At 69.0% G+C, this 23340-nt stretch carries 17 protein-coding genes; 7 read left to right on the forward strand and 10 right to left on the reverse strand.

The window, feature by feature from the left end; genetic code table 11:
- Positions 1-175: 175 nt before the first annotated feature.
- Both NQ152_RS03815 and NQ152_RS03820 read right to left on the reverse strand, forming a co-directional pair.
- Positions 176-1339 carry an acyl-CoA dehydrogenase family protein gene (locus NQ152_RS03815; protein ID WP_257523076.1) on the reverse strand — a complete coding sequence of 388 codons (1164 nt, stop codon included), beginning with the start codon at positions 1337-1339 and terminating at the stop codon, positions 176-178.
- Positions 1340-1571: 232 nt separating this feature from the next.
- Positions 1572-2822, reverse strand: a complete 1251-nt coding sequence (locus NQ152_RS03820; protein WP_257523077.1) for a D-alanyl-D-alanine carboxypeptidase family protein — start codon at positions 2820-2822, stop codon at positions 1572-1574.
- A 118-nt stretch (positions 2823-2940) separates the two neighbouring features.
- Here NQ152_RS03820 and NQ152_RS03825 point away from each other — a divergent pair, with 118 nt between their 5' ends.
- The 3 genes from NQ152_RS03825 to NQ152_RS03835 all read left to right on the forward strand — a co-directional run bounded on the left by NQ152_RS03825 (position 2941) and on the right by NQ152_RS03835 (position 6216).
- Positions 2941-4011: an Rv2578c family radical SAM protein gene (locus tag NQ152_RS03825; protein ID WP_257523078.1), complete on the forward strand. Its 1071-nt coding sequence runs from the start codon at positions 2941-2943 to the stop codon at positions 4009-4011.
- 91 nt (positions 4012-4102) lie between these two features.
- The gene (locus NQ152_RS03830) at positions 4103-5341 is read left to right on the forward strand and encodes a glycosyltransferase (protein WP_257523079.1); all 1239 of its coding nucleotides are present in this window, start codon (positions 4103-4105) and stop codon (positions 5339-5341) included.
- A 23-nt stretch (positions 5342-5364) separates the two neighbouring features.
- On the forward strand, positions 5365-6216 hold the full coding sequence (locus NQ152_RS03835) for a VOC family protein (protein ID WP_257523080.1): 852 nt from the start codon (positions 5365-5367) through the stop codon (positions 6214-6216).
- A gap of 148 nt (positions 6217-6364) precedes the next feature.
- On the opposite strand, the gene NQ152_RS03840 is transcribed toward NQ152_RS03835, so the two are convergent.
- Positions 6365-8683 (reverse strand): DEAD/DEAH box helicase, encoded by a 2319-nt coding sequence (locus tag NQ152_RS03840; protein ID WP_257523081.1) that lies wholly within the window; start codon positions 8681-8683, stop codon positions 6365-6367.
- A gap of 386 nt (positions 8684-9069) precedes the next feature.
- Here NQ152_RS03840 and NQ152_RS03845 point away from each other — a divergent pair, with 386 nt between their 5' ends.
- The gene (locus NQ152_RS03845; RefSeq protein WP_257523082.1) at positions 9070-9288 is read left to right on the forward strand and encodes a hypothetical protein; all 219 of its coding nucleotides are present in this window, start codon (positions 9070-9072) and stop codon (positions 9286-9288) included.
- Positions 9289-9500: 212 nt separating this feature from the next.
- Positions 9501-10430 (forward strand): hypothetical protein, encoded by a 930-nt coding sequence (locus tag NQ152_RS03850; protein WP_257523083.1) that lies wholly within the window; start codon positions 9501-9503, stop codon positions 10428-10430.
- Between the two features lie 20 nt (positions 10431-10450).
- Here NQ152_RS03850 and NQ152_RS03855 read toward each other — a convergent pair whose 3' ends face one another.
- Complete coding sequence (locus tag NQ152_RS03855) at positions 10451-14011, reverse strand: efflux RND transporter permease subunit (RefSeq protein ID WP_257523084.1); 3561 nt, start codon at positions 14009-14011, stop codon at positions 10451-10453.
- A 349-nt stretch (positions 14012-14360) separates the two neighbouring features.
- The gene (locus NQ152_RS03860; RefSeq protein ID WP_257523085.1) at positions 14361-15323 is read right to left on the reverse strand and encodes a DNA topoisomerase IB; all 963 of its coding nucleotides are present in this window, start codon (positions 15321-15323) and stop codon (positions 14361-14363) included.
- Positions 15324-15736: 413 nt separating this feature from the next.
- Between NQ152_RS03860 and NQ152_RS03865 the strand changes: the two genes are divergently transcribed.
- Complete coding sequence (locus NQ152_RS03865) at positions 15737-15901, forward strand: hypothetical protein (protein WP_257500857.1); 165 nt, start codon at positions 15737-15739, stop codon at positions 15899-15901.
- 150 nt (positions 15902-16051) lie between these two features.
- Here the strand turns inward: NQ152_RS03865 and NQ152_RS03870 are convergent, their stop codons facing one another.
- From NQ152_RS03870 to NQ152_RS03885, 4 genes are all read right to left on the reverse strand, one after another.
- On the reverse strand, positions 16052-17755 hold the full coding sequence (locus NQ152_RS03870; RefSeq protein WP_257523086.1) for a glycoside hydrolase family 13 protein: 1704 nt from the start codon (positions 17753-17755) through the stop codon (positions 16052-16054).
- A gap of 75 nt (positions 17756-17830) precedes the next feature.
- Positions 17831-18748, reverse strand: coding sequence for a carbohydrate ABC transporter permease (locus tag NQ152_RS03875; protein ID WP_257500859.1), 918 nt, complete (start codon positions 18746-18748; stop codon positions 17831-17833).
- Positions 18748-19683 carry a carbohydrate ABC transporter permease gene (locus NQ152_RS03880; protein WP_374113554.1) on the reverse strand — a complete coding sequence of 312 codons (936 nt, stop codon included), beginning with the start codon at positions 19681-19683 and terminating at the stop codon, positions 18748-18750. Before NQ152_RS03880 ends, NQ152_RS03875 begins: the two co-directional genes overlap by 1 nt.
- A 33-nt stretch (positions 19684-19716) precedes the next feature.
- Positions 19717-20982, reverse strand: a complete 1266-nt coding sequence (locus NQ152_RS03885; protein ID WP_374113555.1) for an ABC transporter substrate-binding protein — start codon at positions 20980-20982, stop codon at positions 19717-19719.
- Between the two features lie 117 nt (positions 20983-21099).
- On the opposite strand from NQ152_RS03885, the gene NQ152_RS03890 reads away from it, so the two are divergent.
- Positions 21100-22332 (forward strand): ROK family protein, encoded by a 1233-nt coding sequence (locus tag NQ152_RS03890; RefSeq protein ID WP_257500860.1) that lies wholly within the window; start codon positions 21100-21102, stop codon positions 22330-22332.
- A gap of 61 nt (positions 22333-22393) precedes the next feature.
- Here the strand turns inward: NQ152_RS03890 and NQ152_RS03895 are convergent, their stop codons facing one another.
- A complete protein-coding gene (locus NQ152_RS03895) occupies positions 22394-23167 on the reverse strand; it encodes a MerR family transcriptional regulator (RefSeq protein ID WP_257523087.1) in 774 nt (257 codons plus the stop codon).
- Positions 23168-23340 lie beyond the last annotated feature (173 nt).

The raw sequence follows: 23340 nt of genomic DNA on the forward strand, positions 1-23340 counted from the left end.
TGTCGCCCCAACCCCCGCTCCGCCCCCTTCCCGCTCCCCTGTCACGATCTGCCCCACGCGCGGGCGTGTCGTGACAGGCGAGCAGCAGGGCCGCAGGCCGCAGGGCGCAGGGAGCAGGGGCAGGGGCGCAGGGCGCAGGGGCGCAGGGGCGCGGGTCGCGGCATCCGGTGTTCTGTCAGCGCTTGCCCGCGATCTGCCGGCTCACGATGTCGCGCATGACCTCGTTGGTGCCGCCGTAGATGCGGTGGACGCGGGCATCGAGGAATGCCCGGGCGATCGGGTACTCCGTGATGTAGCCGTATCCGCCGTGCAGCTGCACGCAGATGTCCAGGACCTCCCACTCGCGCTCGGTCGTCCAGAACTTGACCTTCGCGGCCTCTTCGGCGGTGAGCTTGCGGTCCTTGTACAGCAGCATCGCGCGGTCGACGTACGCCCACAGCACGTCAACCGTGGTGGCGACATCGGCCAGGCGGAAGCGGGTGTTCTGGAAGTCGATGATCCGCTCGCCGAACGCCTCGCGGCTCTTGGTGTAGTCGACCGTCCACCCGAACGCCGCATCGGCGGCGGCCGCGGCGGCCACGCCGATCGAGAGGCGCTCCAGGGGCAGGTTCATCATCAGCTGCACGAATCCCCTGCCTTCTTCGCCGCCGATGAGGTTCTCCTCGGGCACGAAGACGTCGGTGAACGACAGCTCCGCGGTGTCGTGTCCGTGGAAGCCCATCTTCTGCAGCTTCTTGCCGTGGTCGAAGCCGGCCATGCCGTTCTCGATGAGCAGCAGGCTGAAGGCGTCCGGGCGGTTGCCCTCGCCGGTCTTGACGAAGGTGACGATGACGTCGGCGGTCTTGCCGCTGGAGATGAAGGTCTTCGCGCCGTTGACGACGTACCCGCCTTCCACCTTCTTGGCGGTGGTCTTCGCGCCGCGCAGGTCGCTGCCCGCGCCGGGTTCGGTCATCGCCAGGGCGCCGAGGATCTCGCCGGTGGCCATGCCCGGCAGCCACTTCTCCTTCTGCGCCTGCGTGCCCATGTGGACGATGTACGGCACGGCCAGGTCGTCCTGGATGCCCAGTGCACCGGCGAGCGAACCCACACCCGCACGGATCGTCTCTTCACTGACGACGGCGCGGAAGCGGTAGTCCTGCAGCATCCCGGCGCCGCCGAACTCCTCCGGCACGCTGAGGCCGAGGATCCCGGCCTCTCCCGCCGCGAGCATCGTCGCGCGGTCGATCTCGCCGTCAGCGTCCCACTTCTCGCGGGCTTCGTTCGTCGCGTACCGCTTGACGAACTCCTTCACGACATCGCGGAACGCTTCGTGATCCTCGTCGTAGATGTTGCGCTCCATGTGCGCCTGCCCTTCTTGAAACGTCGGTGGCCGGGCCGTTCTGAGAGGCTGCGCGGCCCGTCGCCGCTGGCGATTCTAGGTCACCACTCACGGCGCGCCCCGAACCCCTGTGACATTGCATCCCGAGAGTGACGGTACTGGGTACCGCGATTTGTGGGATGCCGCAACCCGTGCCTCGGCGGGCCGGAGGTGTCCCGGACCTGCGCGGCGCGCCCTGCCTTCAGTTCTGCGGTCAGCCCAGGTATCCGGGAGCGGGGGGAAGCCCCAGGAACTGCTCGAGGGTGTGCCAACCGCCGTCGTGGTAGGCCTTGGCCAGCTCCGGTCCGATGTAGCGAAGGTGCCACGGCTCAGGGGAATACCCGGTGATCGGCGTGGATCCGTCCTCGTATCGGGTGATCCACCCGAACTCCCAGGAGTGTGCGGTGATCCACTGGCCCTGCGCGCTGGCGGCCAGATCGTCGAGCGTGCCGCAGCCGTCCGCGCAAGCGACGACGTCGGCCGCCAGCCCGGACTGGTGCTCGCTGAAGCCCGGTCGGGCACTGGAAAGATCGGCCAGCTCCACGCCCTGCGCGCTGACCTGGTTGCCGTAGCTGGTCTCCTGCGTGGTGTGCGAACGGAAACCGCTCTCCAGGGCGATCTCGCCCACGCCGACCGCCGCGGCCGCGGCCACCATCGCGCTCAGCGCCGCCGCGGCATCCGCGCGCAGGGATCCGCCTTCGACGCTGCGCACGCCCTGCGGCATGGCCAGCGCGCTGGGCCGATAATCCAGCGGAGTCAGCGGACGCGTCTTGTTGATCACGGTCCACAGCCGCGCCGGGTCGGCGAGGTCCACGCACGGGGCCAGTCCGCCGGCCACCGCCCGCCGGAAGTCCTCGGCACCGCCGATGGCGGCGACCGCGGCGGTGTCGTCGCGCACGGCCAGCGCATCGGCGAACGCGTGCAACGCGCACGGCTCCACCACGACCGGCGCGGCAGCGACCAGGGGCGTAGGGATCGCCTGAGCGGGCGCCGGCAGCGGCAGGGCCGTAGGCGCCTCCGGCGTGGGTGCGATCTTCGGGACGACGCGGCCCACGATCATCGCGGGGGCTGCACTGGCGACGGGCGCCGCGACGACCTGGTCGCCGGTGACGGCTGCGGTCACGCTGGCGGTCGACCCCAGGACGAGCGAGGCCACGACGGTGAGGCCGGCGACCACCCCACTTCGGAGCGGCGATCTGCGACGCGCGTGCCGCGGCTGCGGGTCGGAGGGGTTCATCAGTTTCGCCGTCTTGGCGTCGTTGCGGCTGACCGGGGCCGCCGGTCGCGCGGCAGCGCCGACGCGGACGGGGGTCGCCGGTCGATCGATCGCCGCCCGCGCGAACGCCGAGCGTCGCGGGTCGGCGGTGTCCCGCGGCGCGCCGAACGCGCGTTCGAGCGCCCGTGCGCGTTGCAACCGTGCGGCGCGACGAGTCGATGGGGGAGCGTGCGGTTCGGGTGCCGTCACGTGGTCCATTCTTGCCTGCCCGGCGGCTCCGGTCGAGCACTTCGCCGGATCCGGCCCAGATCGGTTTTCTGTACGAACCTGCCTTGACAGACATTCGTATTTCTGTTCCCATGGAGTCATGCGTTGGCAGGGACAGGAACTGGGGGTTGCGGATGCCGCCGCGCTGCCCGGACTCGAGCAGCTGAACGGTCTGGTGCGGTCCGTGACCACCCCGGAGTTCGCCGATGTCACCTTCCACGAGGTGATGTGCAAGAGCGCACTCAACCACGTGCCCGGCTCCTCCGCGATGCCGTTCGACTGGACGATCAACCCCTATCGGGGCTGCGGTCACGCGTGCACGTACTGTTTCGCCCGCGGCACGCACGAGTACCTCGAGCTCGATTCCGGGCGCGACTTCGACTCGCAGATCATCGTGAAGATCAATGTCGCCGACGTGCTCGAGAGGGAGCTCCGCCGCGGCACCTGGATGCACGACCCCGTCGCGCTGGGGACCAACACCGATCCTTATCAGCGCGCCGAGGGGCGGTACCGGCTGATGCCGGGCATCATCTCGGCGCTGACGGAGTCCGGTACGCCGTTCTCGATCCTGACGAAGGGCACCCTGCTGCGCCGCGACCTGCCGCTGCTGCGGGATGCCGCGGCACGCGTGAACGTGTCGCTCGCGATGTCCATCGCCGTCTTCGATGACGCGCTGCAGAAGTTGATCGAACCTGGAACCCCCTCGGCGACGGCGCGCCTGGAGACGGTGCGCGCAGCCACCGAAGCCGGTTTCCGGGTGACCGTGTTCCTGATGCCCGTCCTGCCGCACCTGACCGACTCGATCCCCGCGCTCGATGATGCGCTGCGGCGCATACGAGCTGCCGGTGCGGTGCGCGTCGTCTTCGGGGCGCTGCATCTGCGGCCCGGCGCGAAGCAGTGGTTCATGCAGTGGCTGCGCCGTGAGCGACCGGAGCTGGTTCCGGCGTATCTCGGGCTGTATCCGGGCGCCTCGGCGACCGCGCCGAAGGCATACCGGACCTGGCTGTCCACACGCGTACGACCCCTCCTGCGCGTGCACGGGCTGGACGGGAGCGCCGAGGACGACGAACCGCGCGGCTCCGCGCTGCCGGGGCCGGCGGCCCGCACGTCGCCGCAATTCGTGACGACATCGCGGGGCCGCGAGGCCCAGAGCGCCGTGCGGCTGTTCTGACCCGCGCCCGCCTCCTGGAGCGCAAGCAGGGGGTGCGCTCCCGGCCCGAACACGGCACGATGATGCCGTGGCGCGGTTTCTGCTTTCAGCGATGCCCTTCACGGGGCACATCACGCCGATGTGCGCCGTGGCGCAGGCGCTGGCCGCTCGAGGGCACGACGTGCGGCTGTACACCGGCTCCGCATTCCGGCACCGCGTCGAGGACGCCGGTGCCACGCTCGTGCCGTGGCAGATCGCGCCGGATTTCGATGAGAACGACCTGTCGGCGACGTTCCCCCGCCTGATCGGCAAGAAGGGCCTCGGACAGCTGCTCATCAACGTCCAGGACGTCTTCATCCGCACTGCGCCCGCCCAGGTGGAGGACCTCACGTCGGAGTGGGAGCGCGCACCGTGGGACGCGATCGCCGGCGACGAGGTGTCCGTCGGAGCCGCACTGTTCGCCGAGCACGCGGGCGGGCCGTGGGCCACGGTCGCCCTGCTTCCGCTCAACCTCGCCGGCGCGCAGGGCCCGCCGAGCGGACTCGGGCTCGCGCCGGGGCGGAACCCGCTGACCCGGGCACGGGATGCCGCGCTGCGCGCCGCCGTGCCGCTGATCTCGCGCCCGCTGCGCCGGCCGCTCGCGCGGGCGCGCTCGGCGGTGGGGCTGCCGCCCTCGAAGCTCACTTTCGACGAAGTGGTGTTCTCACCCCGGCTGGTGGTGGCCAGCGGGGTGCCTCAGCTGGATTACGAGCGGACGGACCGGCCGCCGTCGGTGCACTTCGTCGGCGAGCTGCGGGCACCGATCACCGCCGCCACGGGACTGCCCGCGTGGTGGGGTGATCTGGACGGGCGGCGCGTGGTGCACGTGACGCAGGGCACGCAGAACATCGACCCGTCCGACCTTCTTCGCCCGGCCCTCGAGGCGCTCGCCGACCGTGATGTGCTGGTCGTGGTCGCCACCGGGGTCCCCGGCCGGGACGAGTTGCCGTTCCCGGTGCCGGCGAACGCGCGCGTCGGCGGGTTCCTCCCGTACGCGCAGCTGCTGCCACGCACCGACGTCGTGATCACCAACGGCGGCTGGGGCGGCGTGCTGGCTGCCCTGAGCCACGGCATCCCGCTGGTGATCGCCGGCGGCGATCTGGACAAGCCCGAGATAGCTGCGCGGGTGGCGTGGGCCGGCGCCGGCGTGAACCTCAAGACCGGAACGCCCACCGCGGCAAAGGTGGCTGCGGGGTTCGACCGCGTCGCGACGGATGACTCGTTCCGGGATGGGGCAGCCCGTATCGGGGCGGAGCTGCGGGCGAGCGGTGGCGCGCCCCGCGCAGCCGAGCTGCTGGAGTCGCTCGTGTGAGGCCTCGAGCCGAGGAGGACGCAATGGCAGAGCAGCGCATGCGGCCCCGCACATATCCGGCGGGCGTCCCCTGCTGGGTGGATGCGACCCAGTCGGACGTGCGCGCCGGGGCAGCCTTCTACGGAGCGCTGTTCGACTGGGACTTCGCCGCTGCGGGTTCGCCGGGCGCAGGCCCGCCGTACCTGTTCGCTCAGCGTGACGGTCTCGACGTCGGCGGACTGGGGCCGACCGCCTCGGGACGGCCCACTCCCGCCTGGATCAGCCACATCGCGTGTGACGACATCGTGGACGCGTGCCTACGGATCGAGCGAGCAGGCGGACTGGTCGCAGTCCCGCCGGCGGAGTACGGTCCGTACGGACGCGGCGCCCTGTGTGCGGACCCGCAGGGCGCCGTGTTCGGTCTCTGGAAGGGGCGGACCCACCCCGGTTCGCAGATCGTCAACGTCCCCGGCGCGTGGAACTTCAGCGACCTGCGCACACCCGATCCCGAGGCCGCACTCGCGTTCTACGGCGACGTCTTCGGGTGGCAGGCCGACGCCGACTTCGGTGCCGGCATGATCAGACTGCCCGGCTACGGCGATCACCTCGCATCCACGATCGACCCCGGCATCCGCGAGCGACAGGCCTTCGCCCCGGCGGGCTTCGCCGACGTGATCGCGGGCCTGACCGTGGACCCGGACGCTTCGGGCGCGACGTGGGAGATCCGCTTCACCGTCGCGGACCGCGACGCGTCCGCCGGCACCGCGGAGCGGCTCGGAGCAACCGTCGCGTCGCGCACCGACGGTGAATGGACCAGGGACGCCGTGATCGTCGACCCGCAGGGCGCACGTCTGGTGGTGAGCCAGTTCGCACCGCCCGACGCCGCCGGCTTCTGAGCCGCGGCAGACGGTCCGTGGAACGGACACGGCACCGGGAGCACGCCGAGCCGCAGCGGAGCCGATCCCGGCCGGTAACGGCACCGTCCGGCGCGCGAAACGCCGGACCCCCTCCGAAGAGGCGACCCGGCGTTTCGACGTGGAGCGGCTACGCGGTGAGCTCGGCAGCGGTCGGCACGCGAGCGGTGAGCTCCTCGATGGTGTCATCGCCGGGGCGGACGTTCTCGAACGGCGCGGCGATCTCGGCGCGCTCGAGCATCTCGGCCATCTTGCGCTGACGCTGCCGCGTGATGAGGGTCACGACGCGGCCGGTCTTGCCCGCGCGGCCGGTGCGGCCGGAGCGGTGCAGGTAGGTCTTGTACTCGTCGGGCGCATCGGCCTGGATGACCAGGTCGATGTCGTCCACGTGGATGCCGCGGGCGGCGACGTCCGTGGCGACCAGGACATTGACCCGTCCCGAAGTGAGGCGCTCCAGGTTGCGCGTGCGGCGGGCCTGGTTGAGGTCGCCGTGCAGTGAGACGGCGGGGATGCCGATGTCGGCGAACTGCTCGGCCAGCATCTCCGCATACGCACGGGTGCGTGCGAACACGAGGGTCTTGCCCTCCCGATCGACGAGCTGGTCGAGGATCTCGGCCTTGTCGCGGTGCTCGATGACGAGCACGCGGTGCTCGATCGTGCTGGATGCCTGGTCTTCGCCGGCCACCTCGTGGACGGACGGCTCGACGAGGAACTCGTCCACCAGCGAGGAGACCTCGCGGTCGAGTGTCGCGGAGAACAGCAGCTTCTGGGAGCCGTCGGCGGTTTCGCGCAGGATGCGCTGCACCGGCTCGAGGAACCCGAGCTCGCACATGTGGTCGGCCTCATCGATCACGGCGACCATCACGTCACTGAGATCCAGCTTGCGCTGGGTGATGAGGTCCTCGATGCGGCCGGGCGTGCCGATGATGATGTCGACGCCCTTCTTCAGTGCACCGACCTGGCGGGCCTGGGGCACGCCACCGTAGATCTGCGTGGTGAACAGCCCGACACTGCGGGCGATCGGCTGGATCGTGCGGTCCAGCTGCAGCGCGAGCTCGCGCGTCGGGGCGAGGATGATCGCCTTCGGCTTGCGACCGAACTCGCGCTTCTTGCCGGCGCCGCTCTTGAGCACGTTCTCGACGAGCGGTGCGCCGAACGCGATGGTCTTGCCCGAGCCGGTGCGACCGCGAGCGAGGACGTCGCGGCCCGCGAGGATCTCGGGGATCGTCGCAGCCTGGATGGCGAACGGCGTGGCGGCACCGAGATCGGCGAGGGTGCGGACGATGTTCTCACCCAGTCCGAGCGAACCGAAGGTCACACCATCGACGACGGTCGCCTGGACGGCCTCGGCCTGCAGGCGCTCGTGCACGACGTCGACGTGCTGCTGGTGCGCGGCAGTGCGCGGGGGCGCACTCCAGTCGCCACGATTGCCGGATGCCGCGGGGCGGCGATCGCGGTCGTCACGGCGGGGGCGATCGGCGTTGTACTCGCGCTTGGGACGGTCCTCGTTCGCACGCGCGGGGCGCTCGGTGCCGAAGGAACGCGCCGGACGATCGTTGCTGTACGGACGCGCCGGACGATCATTGCTGTACGGACGCGCCGGACGATCGCTGCTGTAATCGCGACGAGCCGGACGGTCATCGTTCGAACGCGCCGGACGATCGCTGTTGAAATCGCGACGAGCCGGACGGTCATCGTTCGAACGCGCCGGACGATCGCTGCTGTAATCGCGACGGGCCGGACGGTCATCGTTCGAACGCGCCGGACGATCGCTGCTGTAATCGCGACGGGCCGGACGGTCATCGTTCGAACGTGCCGGACGATCGCTGCTGTAATCGCGACGAGCCGGACGGTCATCGTTCGAACGCGCCGGACGATCATTGCTGTACGGACGCGCGGGACGATCGCTGCTGTAATCGCGACGAGCCGGTCGCTCATCGCCCGAACGCGCCGGACGATCATTGCCGTACGGACGCGCCGGACGATCGCTGTTGATATCGCGACGAGCCGGACGGTCATCACCCGAACGCGCCGGACGATCATTGCTGTAATCGCGACGAGTCGGACGATCGCTGTTGTAATCGCGACGGGCCGGACGGTCATCGCCCGAACGCGCCGGACGGTCGTCGAACGAGCGCACAGGACGGTCGCCGTGCGACGGCACGCGGGCACCGCGGGCCTCGTCGCGGCCGGCGCGCTGCGTCGCCGTCCACCGCGTCTTCGGAGCGCCGGACTTGGCGGCGCCGGTCCTGGGACCGGCGGTCCGCGGTGCGTTTGACGGGGCACCCTCTTCGGCAGCGCGGTATCCGCGGTGCGTCACGCTCTTGCTGCCCGGCTTCTGGGCCGAGCCGCCGCGGGCACGTTCGTGGAACGGGGTCTTCTTCTCGCCGTAGCGCGGCTCGAAGTTCTTGGCCGGTCGTCCGCCGGCCGGCTTTTTGCTCTTGGGCATGGGAATGTCCTTCTGGGTTGTCTCAGGTGTGAGAACAGCACTCCACAGCTCGTGGGCAGATCGGCATCCGCGCAGTTCGAGACTGCACACGGGAAGCACTGCCGCGAGGCCGCACATGCGGCACGGAGTTACCCGGACTATCGTCGGCCGGGGGCCATTCAACGTGATGGTCGCCGGAGCGGATTCGCTCCCACCATCGGCCCCTTGGACTCACAAACCCATCCGCACAGCAGTGCGGTGTCCAGAGCCGACCCTTCATCCTAGCGGACACCGCTGGAGCGAGTCTGAGAGATACCGGCGCACGCACCCTGCCGGCTCTACACTGACGCCATGACCAGCGGCGTCGTGAGGGCTGGTCGTCGCGCTGGTCGTGCCCGATCTGCCGCATGGTGACCTCTCCGGAACCGCAATGGTGGAAGGTCCATTTCAGCCAGCTCGGCACCTTCGACGACCTGTCCAGTTTCGTCTTCAACGGCACACTGATCGCCGCCGGTCTGCTGGTGACGACGTTCGCGGTCTACATCGCGAACGACCTGCAGCGGTTGGTTGCGGAGAGCGTCCTGATCCGGTCCGGTGCCCCGCGCATCATCTCCACGCTTTCGTGATCATGGGCGTCATGCTCCTGGCCGTATCGGGCCAACGCGGCGAGAGCAGCTAAGATCCAAGTGAATTCACCGCGATTGATCCGAACGCGCTACATTCAACCCAAGACCGGGTGCTGCGAGGGGTGCAAGCCAGTCCACCAGCGCTGTCAGCCCGGGGGTAGGCGGCTGGGGCCTGGAGCAACTGCAGGGCGGGAGCGCTACCGCACCGCCTCATGAAAGGCCTGACCCGTACCGTGGCCCTGCTCGCCGAAATCGCGCTCGATCCCTTGAGCGTGCGTCTGCGCGCGCCGAGCGAACCGGTAACGGCCACCCAGGTCGGCTTCATGACGGCTGCGATGCTCATCGGCGGCACCCTGCTGTCCATCCTGACCACGCCGGACCCGATGTGGTGGCAGCTGCATTTCAGTCGCCTCGGCACCTTCTCGGTGTTCTCGGGGCATCTGTTCAACGCCACGCTGATCGCGGCGGGTGGCGGAGTGGTGCTGTTCGGGTGGCGACTGAGAATCGAGATGAAGCGCCACGCCGGAACGTCCGTGCTGGTGAGCCGAAGGTCCGCGACCGCTGTCCCGATCCTGGTCGTGCTGATCGGCATCCATCTGTCGTTCGTCGGCGTCATCCCGCAGAACACCAACGAGTTCCTGCATGACCGGGCCTCGACGGGGGCGGTGTTCTCCTTCACGGCGATTCTGCTGTCCAGCCGGTGGCTGTTGCGCGGCATGCACCGCGGGGTCACCCGCGCCACCCGGCAGGTCGGCGTGGGCCTCGTCGTGGCCGTCAGCGTGTACATAGCGGGTTTCATCAACCTCGCCGCCTTCGAACTCGTCGGATTCAGCCTGATCTTCTTCTGGTTGCTGTTCTTCGCACGCAACCTCGGCCGAGGTGCCGACGCGGCGCCTCCTGCGCCGGCGGTCCAGCGGACGGCGAGCACGCACACCGTGCCGCTGCCCGCTCGCGCCCGCGCGCGTCGGATCCGCGCCGCCGCGAGCGGCCCCTCGTCGGCAGCCGCGCGGCCGCGCACCGTAGCCCGACCACGTGCGACGGCACGGGCCCGGCGCAGCATGAGCCGCGCCTTCACATCGCGTCAGCCGGATCCGGAGCATCACCGAGCACGCAGCTGGCGACCCCCGGTCGATCGGCGGTGATCCGCGCCAGGTGACGTGCGTCAGCGCGACTCCGGGTCCTCCTCGGTGACGGTCTCGTCGCCATCAGCCGCGTTCATGTCACGCTCGTCGCCATCAGCCGCGTTCGTGTCACCCTCGTCAGCATCAGCCACGTCCGTGTCACGCTCGTCAGCATCAGCCACGTTCGTGTCACCCGGCACCGGGTCCGCGTCCACCGGCACCGGCACCGGCTCGGCGTCCACCGGCACCGGGTCCGCCTCCGCCGGAGGGGACGTGATCTCCGCCGCAGCGGACGTGAGCTGCGCCTCGAGGGCGGTTTCGTCGCCCTGCGGCATCTCGATGTCCGGTCCCTCCTCGATGGGCGGCACCTCGACGTCGGCAAGGGCGGGAGCGGACACTGCAGCGGGAGCTGAGGCGGCGGCATCCCGTTCCCGGATCTCACGTCGGGTCAGTCCGCGCTCGGTGGCCGTGGCCACTCCCGGTCCGACCGGCGTCGGCACCGGTGCGTCGGGGTCCGTGGACGCGTCGTTCCGGCGGGTGCGCCGTTCCTTCGCGCCCTCGACCAGGTTGTAGAGCGTCGGCAGCACCAGAAGCGTGAGCAGGGTGGACGAGACCAGGCCGCCGATCACCACGATGGCAAGCGGCTGCGAGATGAAGCCGCCGTGACCGGTGATCCCGAGCGCCATCGGCGTCAGCGCGAAGATCGTGGCCAGCGCCGTCATCAGGATGGGCCGCAGTCGTCGCGATCCTCCGGCGACGGTGGCATCGTGCGCCGACAGACCCTTGGTGCGGTACTGGTTGACCAGGTCGACGAGGACGATGGCGTTGGTGACCACGATGCCGATGAGCATCAGGACGCCGATCAGAGACGCGACGCCCAGGGGAACACCCGTGGCGATCTGCAGCAGGATGGCCCCGGTCGCCGCGAACGGCACCGAGATCAGCAGCAGCAGCGGCTGACGGAGAGACTTGAACGTCGCGACCATGACGATGTAGACGATCAGGATCGCCGCGAGCAGCGCCAGCCCGAGCTGGGTGAACGCATCCTGCTGCTGCGAGATGACACCGCCCAGTGCGGCAGACGCCGAAGCGGGCAGGTCGGCTTCGGCGAGCGCCGTGTTCACCGACGCGGATGCCGTCGTCAGATCGTCCGTGGCCGGGGTGACGGTGACGGTCGCTGTCCGCTGACCGCCTTCGGTCGTGATCGAGGTGGGTCCCTCGCTCTCCTCGACCGTGGCGATCTCCGCGAGCGCGATGGGGCCCTGGGCGCTGGGAACCGTCAGCTGCCGCAGCTCCTCGATCGTCGTGGGGGTCTGCGACGCGGCCAGATACACGGTCAGCGTCGTGTCCTCGATCTCGACCGCCCCGATCTGCTGGGGCTGCATCGTGTTGGACACGAGCGCTCCGACCGCGACCTCGGACAGGCCCAGCGACGCGGCTTTCTCGCTGTCCACCACGACGGCGATGTACGGCAGGGAAGCGGACAGGTTGCTGGAGACCTGGCCGATGCCCTCCGCCCCGGTCACGGCATCGACGACGGCATCCGTCGCCTCCTGCAGGGTGGCCGAGTCCGGCGCGGTGACGTCGATCTCGATGTCGGTGGACCCGAATCCGCCGCCGCCTCCGGCGATGGTGATCGTGCCCGCGTCCTCGAGATCGGCGACCGCGGACTGGACCTCTTCGCGCAGCGCGACCTGGTCGGCGTCCGGGTCGGTCGTGATCGAGTAGGTGATGCCGCTGCCGCCGCCGGCGAAGGCGTCGCGCAGCGCGGACCCGCTCGAGCCGATGGACACCTGGACGGTTTCGATGCCGTCGATGCCGAGCAGCAGCGATTCGACCTGGGTCGAGGCCGCATCCTCGGCCTCGAGGCTCGGCGCCTGACCGATGTCCTGGGTCATCGTGAACGTGTTCTGACCGGAATCGCCGAGGAAGTTCGTCTTCAGGAAGGGCACGGCCGCCACCGTCCCGGCCAGGACGAGCACGGCCAGCAGCAGGGTCGCCCAGGAATGCTTCAGGGTCCAGCGCAGGATCGGAAGATAGGAATTCTGCAGGCGGCTCGGCGGCGCTTCGGGATCCTCGGCGTCGATCTGCCGTCCGTCGGGTCCGAAGATCGGCTTGCCCGGGCGCAGGAACCAGTACGCCAGTACGGGCACGATCGTCAGAGCGACGAACAGGGAGGCGGTCATCGCGATGGTGACGGTGAGCGCGAACGGCCGGAACAGCTCGCCGGTCACGTCCCCGACGAAGGCGATCGGGAGGAAGACGGCCACCGTGGTGATCGTCGAGGCTGTGATCGCGGCGGCCACTTCGCGCACGGCCCGCAGGATCGATGTCATCTTGTCGGCGTCGCCGACGTAATGGCGTTTGATGTTCTCGATCACGACGATCGAATCGTCGACCACGCGGCCGATCGCGATGGTCAGCGCACCGAGGGTGAGGATGTTCAGTGAATAGCCGAAGGCCTGGATCCCGATGAACGTGATCAGCACGCTCGTGGGGATCGAGATCGCTGTCACCAGCGTCGCGCGAACCGACAGCAGGAAGACCAGGATGACGATCACCGCGAAGAACAGGCCGAGCAGGCCCTCCTGCGCGAGCGCCTCGATCGACTGCTGGATGTAGGGGGCCTGATCGAAGACGACGGTGAACTCCGCGCCGTCGAGGCTCTTCTCCAGGCCGGGCAGCGCGGCCAGCACCCCCCGGGATACATCGACCGTGTTGGCCGAGGGCAGCTTCGTCACGGCGATCGTGAGCGCGGGTTCGCCGTTCACGCGCGAGACGGTGGTAACCGGGTCCTGGTTCTGCTCGACCGTGGCCACGTCCGCGATGGTCCGGGGTCCGGACTCGAACTGCGCGGCATCCGACGGAACGAGCGGGAGCGCGGCGATCTCCTCGACCGACGTGATCTTCGACCCGGTCTGTACGGTGAGGGTCTGGCCGTCCTCGGTGATCTGTCCGCCGGGGAACAGGACGCCGTTCTGATCGAGGGCGTCCCGGATCGCCTGCTGCGCGTAGCCGGCCTCGGCCAGCGCAGCCGGATCCGGGGTGATCGTGATGCGCTGCCCGACGCCGCCCACGATCTGCGCCGCGTTCACCCCGGCGATGTCCTCCAGTTCGGGGACGATCGTGGACTCCAGCTGCGCCTGGATGGTCTGCTCGTCCTCGTATCCGGTCACCGCGAGCTGGATCACCGGGAAGTCGTCGATGCTCGCCGAGATGACGTTCGGCTCGATCCCTTCGGGAAGCTGCGCCTTGATGCGGTTGATCGCCTGGGTGATCTTCTGCTCGGCCGTTGCCAGGTTGGTGCCGTAGGTGAAGGACGCCTGGATGATGGATGCGTTCGTCGTGCTGGTCGCCGCAGTCGACTCCAGCCCGGGAACCCCCTGGATCGCCGCCTCGATCGGGATCGACACGTCGTTGCTGACGACCTCGGGGGAGGCGCCCGGGTACGTGGAGACCACCACGAGCGCCGGGAACTCGATCGACGGGATCAGCTCCTGCTTGAGGCTCGTCAGGGCGAGACCTCCGAAGACCGCGGCGACGATCGTGATGAGGGCGATGAGCGCACGGTTCTTGAGGCTCAGTACGGCGAGATTCGACACGGTGGCCTTCGCTGGGGATGCAGTTCGGATGCCCGGGGAAGTGCCGGGTCGGGGATGCCGGGCTCTGCCCGTGCGACCGATACGCACATGTATCGAGTCCTCAGTATCCCACGGTCAATTCTTCGAGGACGCCGCGAATCCGGGCCTCGCGGGTGCCCGATCACCGCCCCACGACGTCACAGCAGTGTCGCGAGCGCCAGACCGACCGCGGCGGCGGGGACGGCGACGAGAAGGTTTCCACCCGCGTTCAGCCCCACCCCGAGGACCTCCCGCGACGACGGCGCCGAGCATGCGCGCACGGGGACGGGTGGGCGGTCCGGCACCGGCCCGCCTATGCCCGTGGCCGGCCTCAGCCGATCAGCAGGCGCTGTATCGCCGATTCCGGCGACACATCCAGGTCCAGGATCCGGCCGCGTTCGTAGGCCTTGAAGACGGCGGGGTCGATGTAGCTGCTCCGCGCCACGGCCGGCGTGTTCCCCAGAGCCTCGGACGTCGCCCGCACGGCAAGGGCTTCGGCGCGCTTGCGATCCTTCGCCGTGTCCACCGTGCCGATGCGCGCGAGCGCTTCGGCGGCCAGGATCGTGCCGCGCAGGGTGCGGAAGTCCTTGGCGGTGAAGGCACCCCCGGTCAGCGAGCGCACATGCGAGTTGACGTCCGCGGGGGTGAGCGGCACGCGACGGGTGCCGCGACGGTAGGCCAGCAGCGGTGAGCGTGGGCGGCCGACGCTCAGTTCCCGCATCACCGCGGCCAGTTCCGCGTCGTCGATCTCGATGTTGGCGCGTTTGCCGCTCTTGCCCGGAAACGAGAGGGTGGTGCGGGACTCCGCGACGGCAGCATCCCGCCGTTGCAGAGTCGTCAGGCCGCGGCTTCCGTGCTGCTCGAGGTACCGCGCCGAGCCGATCCGCGGCGCTGCCTGGTCGAGCAGGCGGAACGACGCGGCGAGCACCCGTTCCCGATCGATGTCGTCGCGGCGCAGCGCGCTGGTGACCCGCCCCCGCGCGCGCGGCAGCGCCGCAGCGAGCTCGAGGGCGCGGGAGAACTTGCGACGGTCCCGGCGCTCCCGCCACCGCGGGTGATACAAGTACTGGCGTCGGCCCGCGTCATCGACGCCGACGGCCTGGATGTGGGCGTTCGGGTCCACCGAGATCCACACGTCCTGCCACGCCGGCGGGATGACCAGATCGTGGATCCGCTGCCGGTCCGCGGGCAGAGCCGCCGATCCGCTCATATCCGCGTAGCGGAAGCCGCTCCCGGACCTGATCCGTCGATAGCCGGGGTCTTCTCCCGGGCGGACCCGGACCAGTCGTGCCACGTCGCCTCTTGTCTTGTTGTCTTGCGTCGTCGATGGGAACAGCGGTCAGTGCCCGCCCGGTCAGTGATCGCGGAGCATCGCGATGAGCTCGGCCTTGCGCTTCTCCTCGTAGAGGTGCGGATTCTTGCGGCTGCTCGGCCCGCGTCCTTCCGGCATGATCTCCTCCTCGGTCGTCTCGACGGTACGGCCCGCGTCGCACGGATCCGAAGGGCTTGACAAGCTGATGACACCGCAGATACCCGAGACCGGCGCGGCGAACGCCCTTTCCTGGGAGTCCGCTGTGTAGCACCGTGCCCGAGCGCGCGTCAAGCCCCTCCCCTGAGCGGGGCCGGGATGGCAGTATCTTTCGCGTGCCCTTTGCGGCATCCGGGTCGCGCCACACCTCGCATCCGGCGACAGAAGGAGAAGCCTCCATGAACCTCGCCCTCATCATCATCATCGTCATCGCGATCATCCTCGCGATCTTCGGTGGCCTGAACTCAGCACTGAGCTGGCTTCTCTGGGTCGCCATCATCGTGGGAGTCATCGCGCTGATCGTGTTCCTCTTCCGAGTCATCAGCGGCAACCGCCGCACGTGAGTGGCAGGTCGGCCGGCGCCGACCTCGCCTCCCCAGGAAGCGAATGCCGTATTCGGACGAGATCGTCGGAATACGGCATTCGCCGTGTGATGCATCGGCGGATGCCGCGTACCGCGCTCGTGCGGACGCGGCATCCGCTTTCGCGTCCCGTCACTCCGGCCTGAGCCACACCGTGCTCTCCGCGGGAACGATGCCGAAGGGCACGTCGGCGCTGGCGAGCACCACTCCGGATGTGTGCACCAGATCGGAGTCCGCCAGGTCGAAGTCCTCGTGACCGAAGTTGGTCAGCACCGACCAGCCGTTCGGCCGCACGAAATGCAGCACATCCGCGCGGCCGGTCTCCACCCACGCCAGGCTCTCCTGCGTCTGCAGTTCGTGGCGCAGCGCCAGGGCCCGGCGGTACATGTTCAGGGTCGAGCGCACATCCCCCTCCTGCGCTTGCACCGCTGCGTCGGCGAACCACTTCGGCTGCGGCAGGTGGGAGTGATCTCCGCCGAAGCCGAAGGACTCCCCGGCACGCGTCCACGGCAACGGGACCCGGCATCCGTCCCGCCCCATGTCGGCGCCGCCGCTGCGGAAGAACGTCGGATCCTGCCGGCAGACGGCCGGGATCTCGGCCACCTCGTGCAGGCCGAGTTCCTCCCCCTGGTACAGGTACGCGGAGCCGGGCAGTGCCAGCACGAACAGGGTCGCGGCCCGTGCGCGCCGCAGCCCTGCGGTCCGATCCAGCCGGGGCTCGACACCGCCGGACCGCAGCCACTCGTTTCCGTGCTTGCGCACCGGTCGCCCGTCGTCCGTGCGCTGCGCATGGGGCAGTCCGTACCGCGTGGCGTGCCGGACGACGTCGTGGTTGGACAGCACCCACGTCGATGAGGACCCGGACGCCGCGGCCAGCTCCAGGTTCTCCGTGACGATGCGACGGAACTGCGCGGCGTCGAAGTCCGCCTCGAGCAGGTCGAAGTTGAACGCCTGGCCCAGACTGTCCGGCCGCGCGTACAGCGGGATCCGCACCGGGTCCACCCACGCCTCGGCCACGGCGGTGCGGGGCGGGTCGTACGCGTCGAACACGGCACGCCATTCCGCGTAGACCTCGTGCACGTCGTCCCGGTCGATCATGGGATGCCGGCCGTCGCGTGGCAGCGCGTCCAGCTCCGCCTGCGACGGAAGCGGTTCGGTGAGGTCCTTGGTCAGCATGTGGGCGACATCGATGCGGAATCCGTCCACCCCGCGGTCTGCCCAGAACCGGAGGGTACGCACGAAATCGGCACGCACGTCCGCATCCGCCCAGTTCAGGTCGGGCTGCTCGACGGCGAAGCTGTGCAGGTACCACTGCCCGTCGGCCACGCGCTCCCACGCCGATCCGCCGAATGCCGACACCCAGTCCGTCGGCGGAGCCGCACCGTCCGGTCCGCGTCCCTCGCGGAAGATGTACCGTTCCCGGGCGGCGGAGCCGCGCCCCGCCGCCGAAGCCTCCCGGAACCACTCGTGCAGGTCGGAGGTGTGGTTGGGGACGATGTCGATGACCACGCGGATGCCGGCCGAATGCAGTCCCGCCAGCAGGGCGTCGAAGTCGTCCAGGGTGCCCAGTCGCGGATCGACGTCCCGGTAGTCGGCCACGTCATAGCCGCCGTCGGCGAGCGCGGACGGATAGAACGGGCTCAGCCACACCGCGTCGATCCTCAGCTCGGACAGGTACGGCACTCGCGAGGTCACTCCGGCGAGGTCGCCGATCCCGTCGCCGTCCGCGTCGGCGAAGCTGCGCGGATAGACCTGGTAGACGACAGCCTGACGCCACCAGGACGCGTCCTCGCGGGCGATGGTGCGGGCGGGCAGGGTGCGAAGCGTGGTGGCCATCGGACCGGTTCCTTCCGGGCAGAAGATCGGGCGACCGGCAGATGCCGGCCGCGCTGGGACGCCGCGGACGGCTGGTCAGCCCTTCACCGCGCCCTGGGTCACGCCCTCCATCACCCAGCGCTGGGTGAACAGATACACGACGATCGCCGGCGCCATCGCCATCAGATACGACGCGAAGGACACGTTGTAGTTGTTGCTGAACTGCGTCTGGAAGATGCTCTGCACCACGGGCAGGGTCTGCTGGCTGGGATCCGAGATGATCAGGGAGGGCATCATGAAATCGTTCCAGGAGGCCAGGAACGCGAAGATGCCGACCGTCGCGCTCATCGGGGCCAGCAGCGGGAAGATCAGGTGCCAGAACGTCTGCCAGGTGCTCGCCCCGTCGATCCGCGCGCTCTCCTCCAGCTCGTGCGGGATCGAGCGCAGGAATGCGGTGAACAGCAGGATGCTGAAACTGAGCTGGAACATGATGTGCAGGATCGCGACACCGGCCGGGTTGTCCAGACCGGTCAGACCGGTCAGCTGGATCTGCGGAAGCGCCACCACCGGGAACGGAATGAACATCGCCGCCAGCAGGTAGTAGAACGACCAGCGGAAGAGCCGGTGATCCCAGTTGCGGGCGATCGCGAAGGAGGCCCATGCGGCCAGCAGGATGGTGCCGGCCACGGTCGCCGCAGTGATCAGCACCGAGATCGTGAACGCCAGGGGGAAATTGGTCAGATTCCAAGCCGTGACGAACCCGTCGATGCTGAACGGGCTCGGCAGTGAGAAGGCGTTGCCGTCCACGGCCTGCGACTGGGTCTTGAAAGCCATCGACACGGTCACATACAGCGGGATCAGTACGGTGAGCGTGCACAGCAGCAGCACGATGGTGCCGGACCAGTTCGTCCGCTCCCTGGCGAACCGCCCGCCGGAAGGCTTGCGCGGCTTGCCGCCCTCGAGGGCCTCGGCTGCTTCGACGTTTTCGACCGCGAGGGCTGGTTGCACGGACATCACAGCACGTCCCTTCCTCGGGTGAGGCGGAGTTGGAGCAGGGCGATGGCGACCGTGATGACGAAGAAGATGGTCGCATTGGCCATCTGATAGGCGTAGTCGCCGCTGGTGAAGCCGGTGACGATGGTCATCGCGATGCTGCGGGTGGCGGTGCCCGGTCCGCCGTTGGTGAGCCCGACGATGATGTCGTAGGCGTTCAGGAAGTTCTTGAAGCCGAGGATCACATTGATCACGACGTACCCGGCGACCAGGGGCAGGGTGATGCGGGTGAGTTGGGCGAGTCTGCCCGCCCCGTCGATGTCCGCCGCTTCGTACACTTCGCCGGGGATCGACAGCAGCCCGGCGATGTAGATCAGCAGCGTCCCGGGGATCGCCTGCCAGGCCGTGACGATCACGATCGCCACCCACGCCAGGTCCGGATTGGCCAGGATGCTCTCACTCAGCCAGCCGATCCCCAGCGTCTGTCCCAGCGCGGGGACGGAGTTGGAGAAGAGGAAGTTGAACACGAAGGCGATCACGATGCCGGAGATGACCATGGGGATCACGAAGATCGTCCGCAGGGCGGTCTTCATGCGGATCCGCGAGGTCAGGCCGACCGCGAGCAGGAACGCCACCGCGTTCACGAGCACCACGGTGACGGCGGCGAATCCGAACGTGAACAGGTAGCTCTGCAGGATCGCCGGGTCGGAGAACACCGCGATGTAGTTGATGAATCCGACGAACTGCCAGTCGCCGAACCCGATCGAGTTGGTGAAGCTGAAGAAGATCCCGATGATCGCGGGCAGCGTGATCGCCAGGGTGAACAGGATCAGGGTGGGCAGCAGGAAGACGTAGTACATCCCGTCGACCCGCTGCCTGTGGCGCGGCGGCGGCTCCCCCGCGCTCGTCCGTGCCGGTGCGCCCGCTGCAATCGGCGGCGCTGTCGTGGTTGCCATGGTCGTGTCGCTGCCCTTCTGTGTGGTCGTGCGCTACTGGCGAAGGGCCAGTCGGGCCCAGTCCGCGTCCATGACCGCGAGCGTCCTGTCCACATCCGACCCGGTCACGATGCCCTGGATGTAGTTGTCGGTGGGGATGGTCAGCGGGATCGCCTTGGACGCGCCCTGGTAGAACCGCGCGTCGTCGTAGTACTCCTTCATCTCGACGATGCGCGGATCCGTGACCGGCGCGGCGTCCGTGGTGGTCCCGTACCCGAGGAAGGCGGCGTTGTACTCGTCCATGACCTCCTTCTGGAACAGGAAGCTCAGGAAGTCGCGCGCTGCCTCCTTGTGCTCGGATGCCTCGGGGATCCACGCCGCGAGGTCGATGTTGACCCGCACCTGGTTGTCCTGGGGATCGTCGGTCATCGGGAGCGGGAAGGTGCCCAGGTCCATATCGGGGTCCGTCTTGGCGATCTCACCGAACGCCCACGGCCCCTGCAGGTACATCGCCGCCTCGCCCTGCGCGAAGGCGAGGTTGCCGTCCCCGTAGCCGCGGCTGGCGGCATCCTCGTTGATGTACTGGCCGGTGAGCTCGGTCATGCGCTCCACCGGCTCGGACAGCGTCTTCTGGAAGGACACCGGCGAGTCCGGGCCGACCTCGGTGCCCAGCTCGTTCATCTGCGCGTAGAAGTCCGCGACATCGATCGCACCGCCCACCGTGTAGTCGAACCAGCCCTGCCCGACCGTCCACGGGTCCTTGAACGTCGCGTAGAACGGCGTGATGCCGGCGGCCGTGAGCGCCTCGCACACCTCGATGAGCTGGTCCCAGGTCTGCGGGACCTCCAGTCCCTGCTCGGCGAAGATCTGCTTGTTGTAGATGACGGATGCCGCCATCACCGAGTACGGCAGCACGCTCGTCCTGCCGGGGTAGGTCGCGTACTGGTCGACCAGGTCCTGAACCTCGGGAAGGATGCGCTCGGCCTCCGGCATGTCACTCAGATCGCTCAGCGCCCCCCGCTCCATGAAGCGGGCCATCTCCATGTTGTAGTTGAGCAGCCCGAGGTCAGGCGGGTCGCCCCGCAGGAACCCGGCCTGAAGATTGGACGAGTTGTCGAAGACCACTCGCACGTCGTCCTGGGACGCGTTGTATTCACCGATGAGTTCCCGGAAGTAGGGGATCGCCTCCGGTTTGCTCAGGTGGAACCGCACCTCCGCCGGCCCGCTGTCACCGCTGCATGCGGACAGCGCCGCGCCGACAAGTCCGAGGGCGAGCACGGCGGCGGACGCTCGTCTCCATCGCCGGGATGATTCAGCCACGTCGCCGTCCTTCCGACCCATCAACACTGATGCGGAGATTTCACCGAGGAATAGATTTACTCGGAAAATCAAATCGTTGCGACCATAATGCGAGGTGACTGGTGAAAGGTCAACCCCTTGTCCAACCCGCTGTCCCCGACCGCTTCGCTGCGCCGCGCGAACCTGGGCGCGATGCTCTCGCATGCCTGGGATACCGACGTCTTCACCGCGAGCGACGCGATGGCGACGGTGGGGCTGACCCGCTCCACGACCATCGACGTGATCGAGGAGCTGGTCGGAATCGGTCTGCTCCGCGAACTGCCGAACGCCCGCGCCGGCGGGGACTACCAGAAGGGGCGGCCCGCACGTCGCTTCGAACTGCGGCATGACGTCGCCAGCGTGGTCGGCGTGGACGTCGGCCCGGATCACATCCTGACCGCGGTCGCCGACTTGCGCGGACGTCTGCTGGCGAAGGACCAGTACGAGACCGACCTGGAGCACGACTCCCCCGCGGAGCGCCGTGCCGCCGCCACCGCGGCGGTGGACGCTGCGCTCCGGGCGTCCGGCCGTGCGCGCGCGGACGTGCTCGCGGTGTGCGCGGGGGTCCCGGCGCCGGTGAACGCGCGCGGCGAGTCCCCGCCGCACCGCACCGGCTTCTGGCAGCGCATGAATCCGGACCTGATGGAACTGTTCGGCCGATGGGCGCCGCTGGTGCGCGTCGAGAACGACGCATCCCTGGCCGCCATCGCCGAGGGATCGATCGGCGCGGCCGTCGGCGAGTCCGACTACGTGACGCTGCTCACCGGCGAGTTCCTCGGGGCCGGCGCAGTGGTCGACGGTCGCCTCCTGCGCGGCGCGCACGGCGGGATCGCCGAGATGATGGCGTTCGACCATGTCGTCGGCGTCGGCGGTGCGTGGGGGCTGGATCCGCGCCTGGTCCGCTCGGCCCGGGAATCGCTCGCCGCCGGGGAGTTCCCCGCCGCCGGCGCGATCGCTCAGATCCCGGCGGTCGACCTGCGCGGCGAGCGGATCCTCGAGCTGGCGCGAGCCGGGGACGCGGATGCGGAGGTTACCGTGGCCCGCATCGGGCAGATGGTCAGCATCATCGCGGGCGTCTTCGGCAGCCTGTTCGACCCGCGCCGGGTGATCCTCTCCGGGTTGCCCGCGGACTCCGCCGCGCAGGTGGTGGCCGCGGCCCGCGCGTCGCTGAACCTGGAACTGGATCTTCCCGCTCCCGAACTGTCCGCATCCCGGCTGGGCGCGGATGTCGTCTGCATCGGCGCCGTCTCGGCCGCTCTCGAGGCGGCACGGGAGGGTGTCCTGGACCTCGGCGGCGACTGGACCGCCGGCGGTCTGCGCCGAACGGGCTGAAGAGGATTGGTTCGAGCGAGGATGCCGCGGCGCGGCCGTGGCCGCGGCATCCCCGCCGGTCTTACAGGTTCGCCTCCGCGTAGCTGCGCAGAGCGTCGCGCACGAACTCGGCGCCTGCCGTACCGCCCCGGCTGGTGCGGTAGTTCGCGCCGAAGCGCTCATCGGCCACATACATCTGGCCGAGCCCGATGACGTACGCCTTGACGTCGCCGCCGGCCGCCGGTGTGCCCGGGATGCTCGTCAGCCAGTCGACGTGGCGCTTGGCCAGCGCTGCAGCCTCGGGACTGTCGGGCGAGACGCCGGCCTCTGCGGCCGCGATCCAGTCGCGACCAAGGTCGGCGACACGCTGCTTCCACGCCGCCCTCTGGTCATCGTCCATCCCGCGCCACCAGCGGTCGCCGTCCACATATGCCCTGCGCCCCCAGCGCCGCTCGACTTCGTCCTGGTACTGCGTGTGGTCGAAACCGTCGAACATGTCCTCTGCCATGATCCGTTCACCTCCCTTCATCGCCGCGATGGTCAGCTGCACCGACGCGACCTGCCGCGCGAGCCTGCCCTGTTCCTGTTCCAGCCACGCGAGGTGCGCGGCCAGCGCGTCCTCCTGCGCCGTGTCCCGGTCCAGCACGTCGCCGATCCGGTCAAGGCCGAGACCGAGGTCTCGCAGCAGCAGAATCCGCTGCAGCCGCACGAGTGCGTCCCGGTCGTAGTAGCGGTACCCGTTCGCGCCGATGCGCGAGGGCTGCAGAAGTCCGACGTGGTCATAGTGGCGAAGCGCCCGACTGGTGGTGCCGGCCGCCTTGGCGATCTGCTGGATCGACCACTCCTCGTGCTCCATCGGTGGGTCCCGCCTCCCTCACGGCTCCACGCTAGATCTTGACGCTGCGGCAATGTCAACCGGGTCTCGGCTGAACGTTCGCCGACAGGCCCTTGACAAGAACGCGATATATCGTGTTGTCTGAACTCATCGCGATATATCGCGACTTATCCTTCGTACATCGAACTCAGGAG

The organism is Microbacterium sp. zg.B48 (assembly GCF_024623505.1).
Lineage (GTDB): Bacteria > Actinomycetota > Actinomycetes > Actinomycetales > Microbacteriaceae > Microbacterium.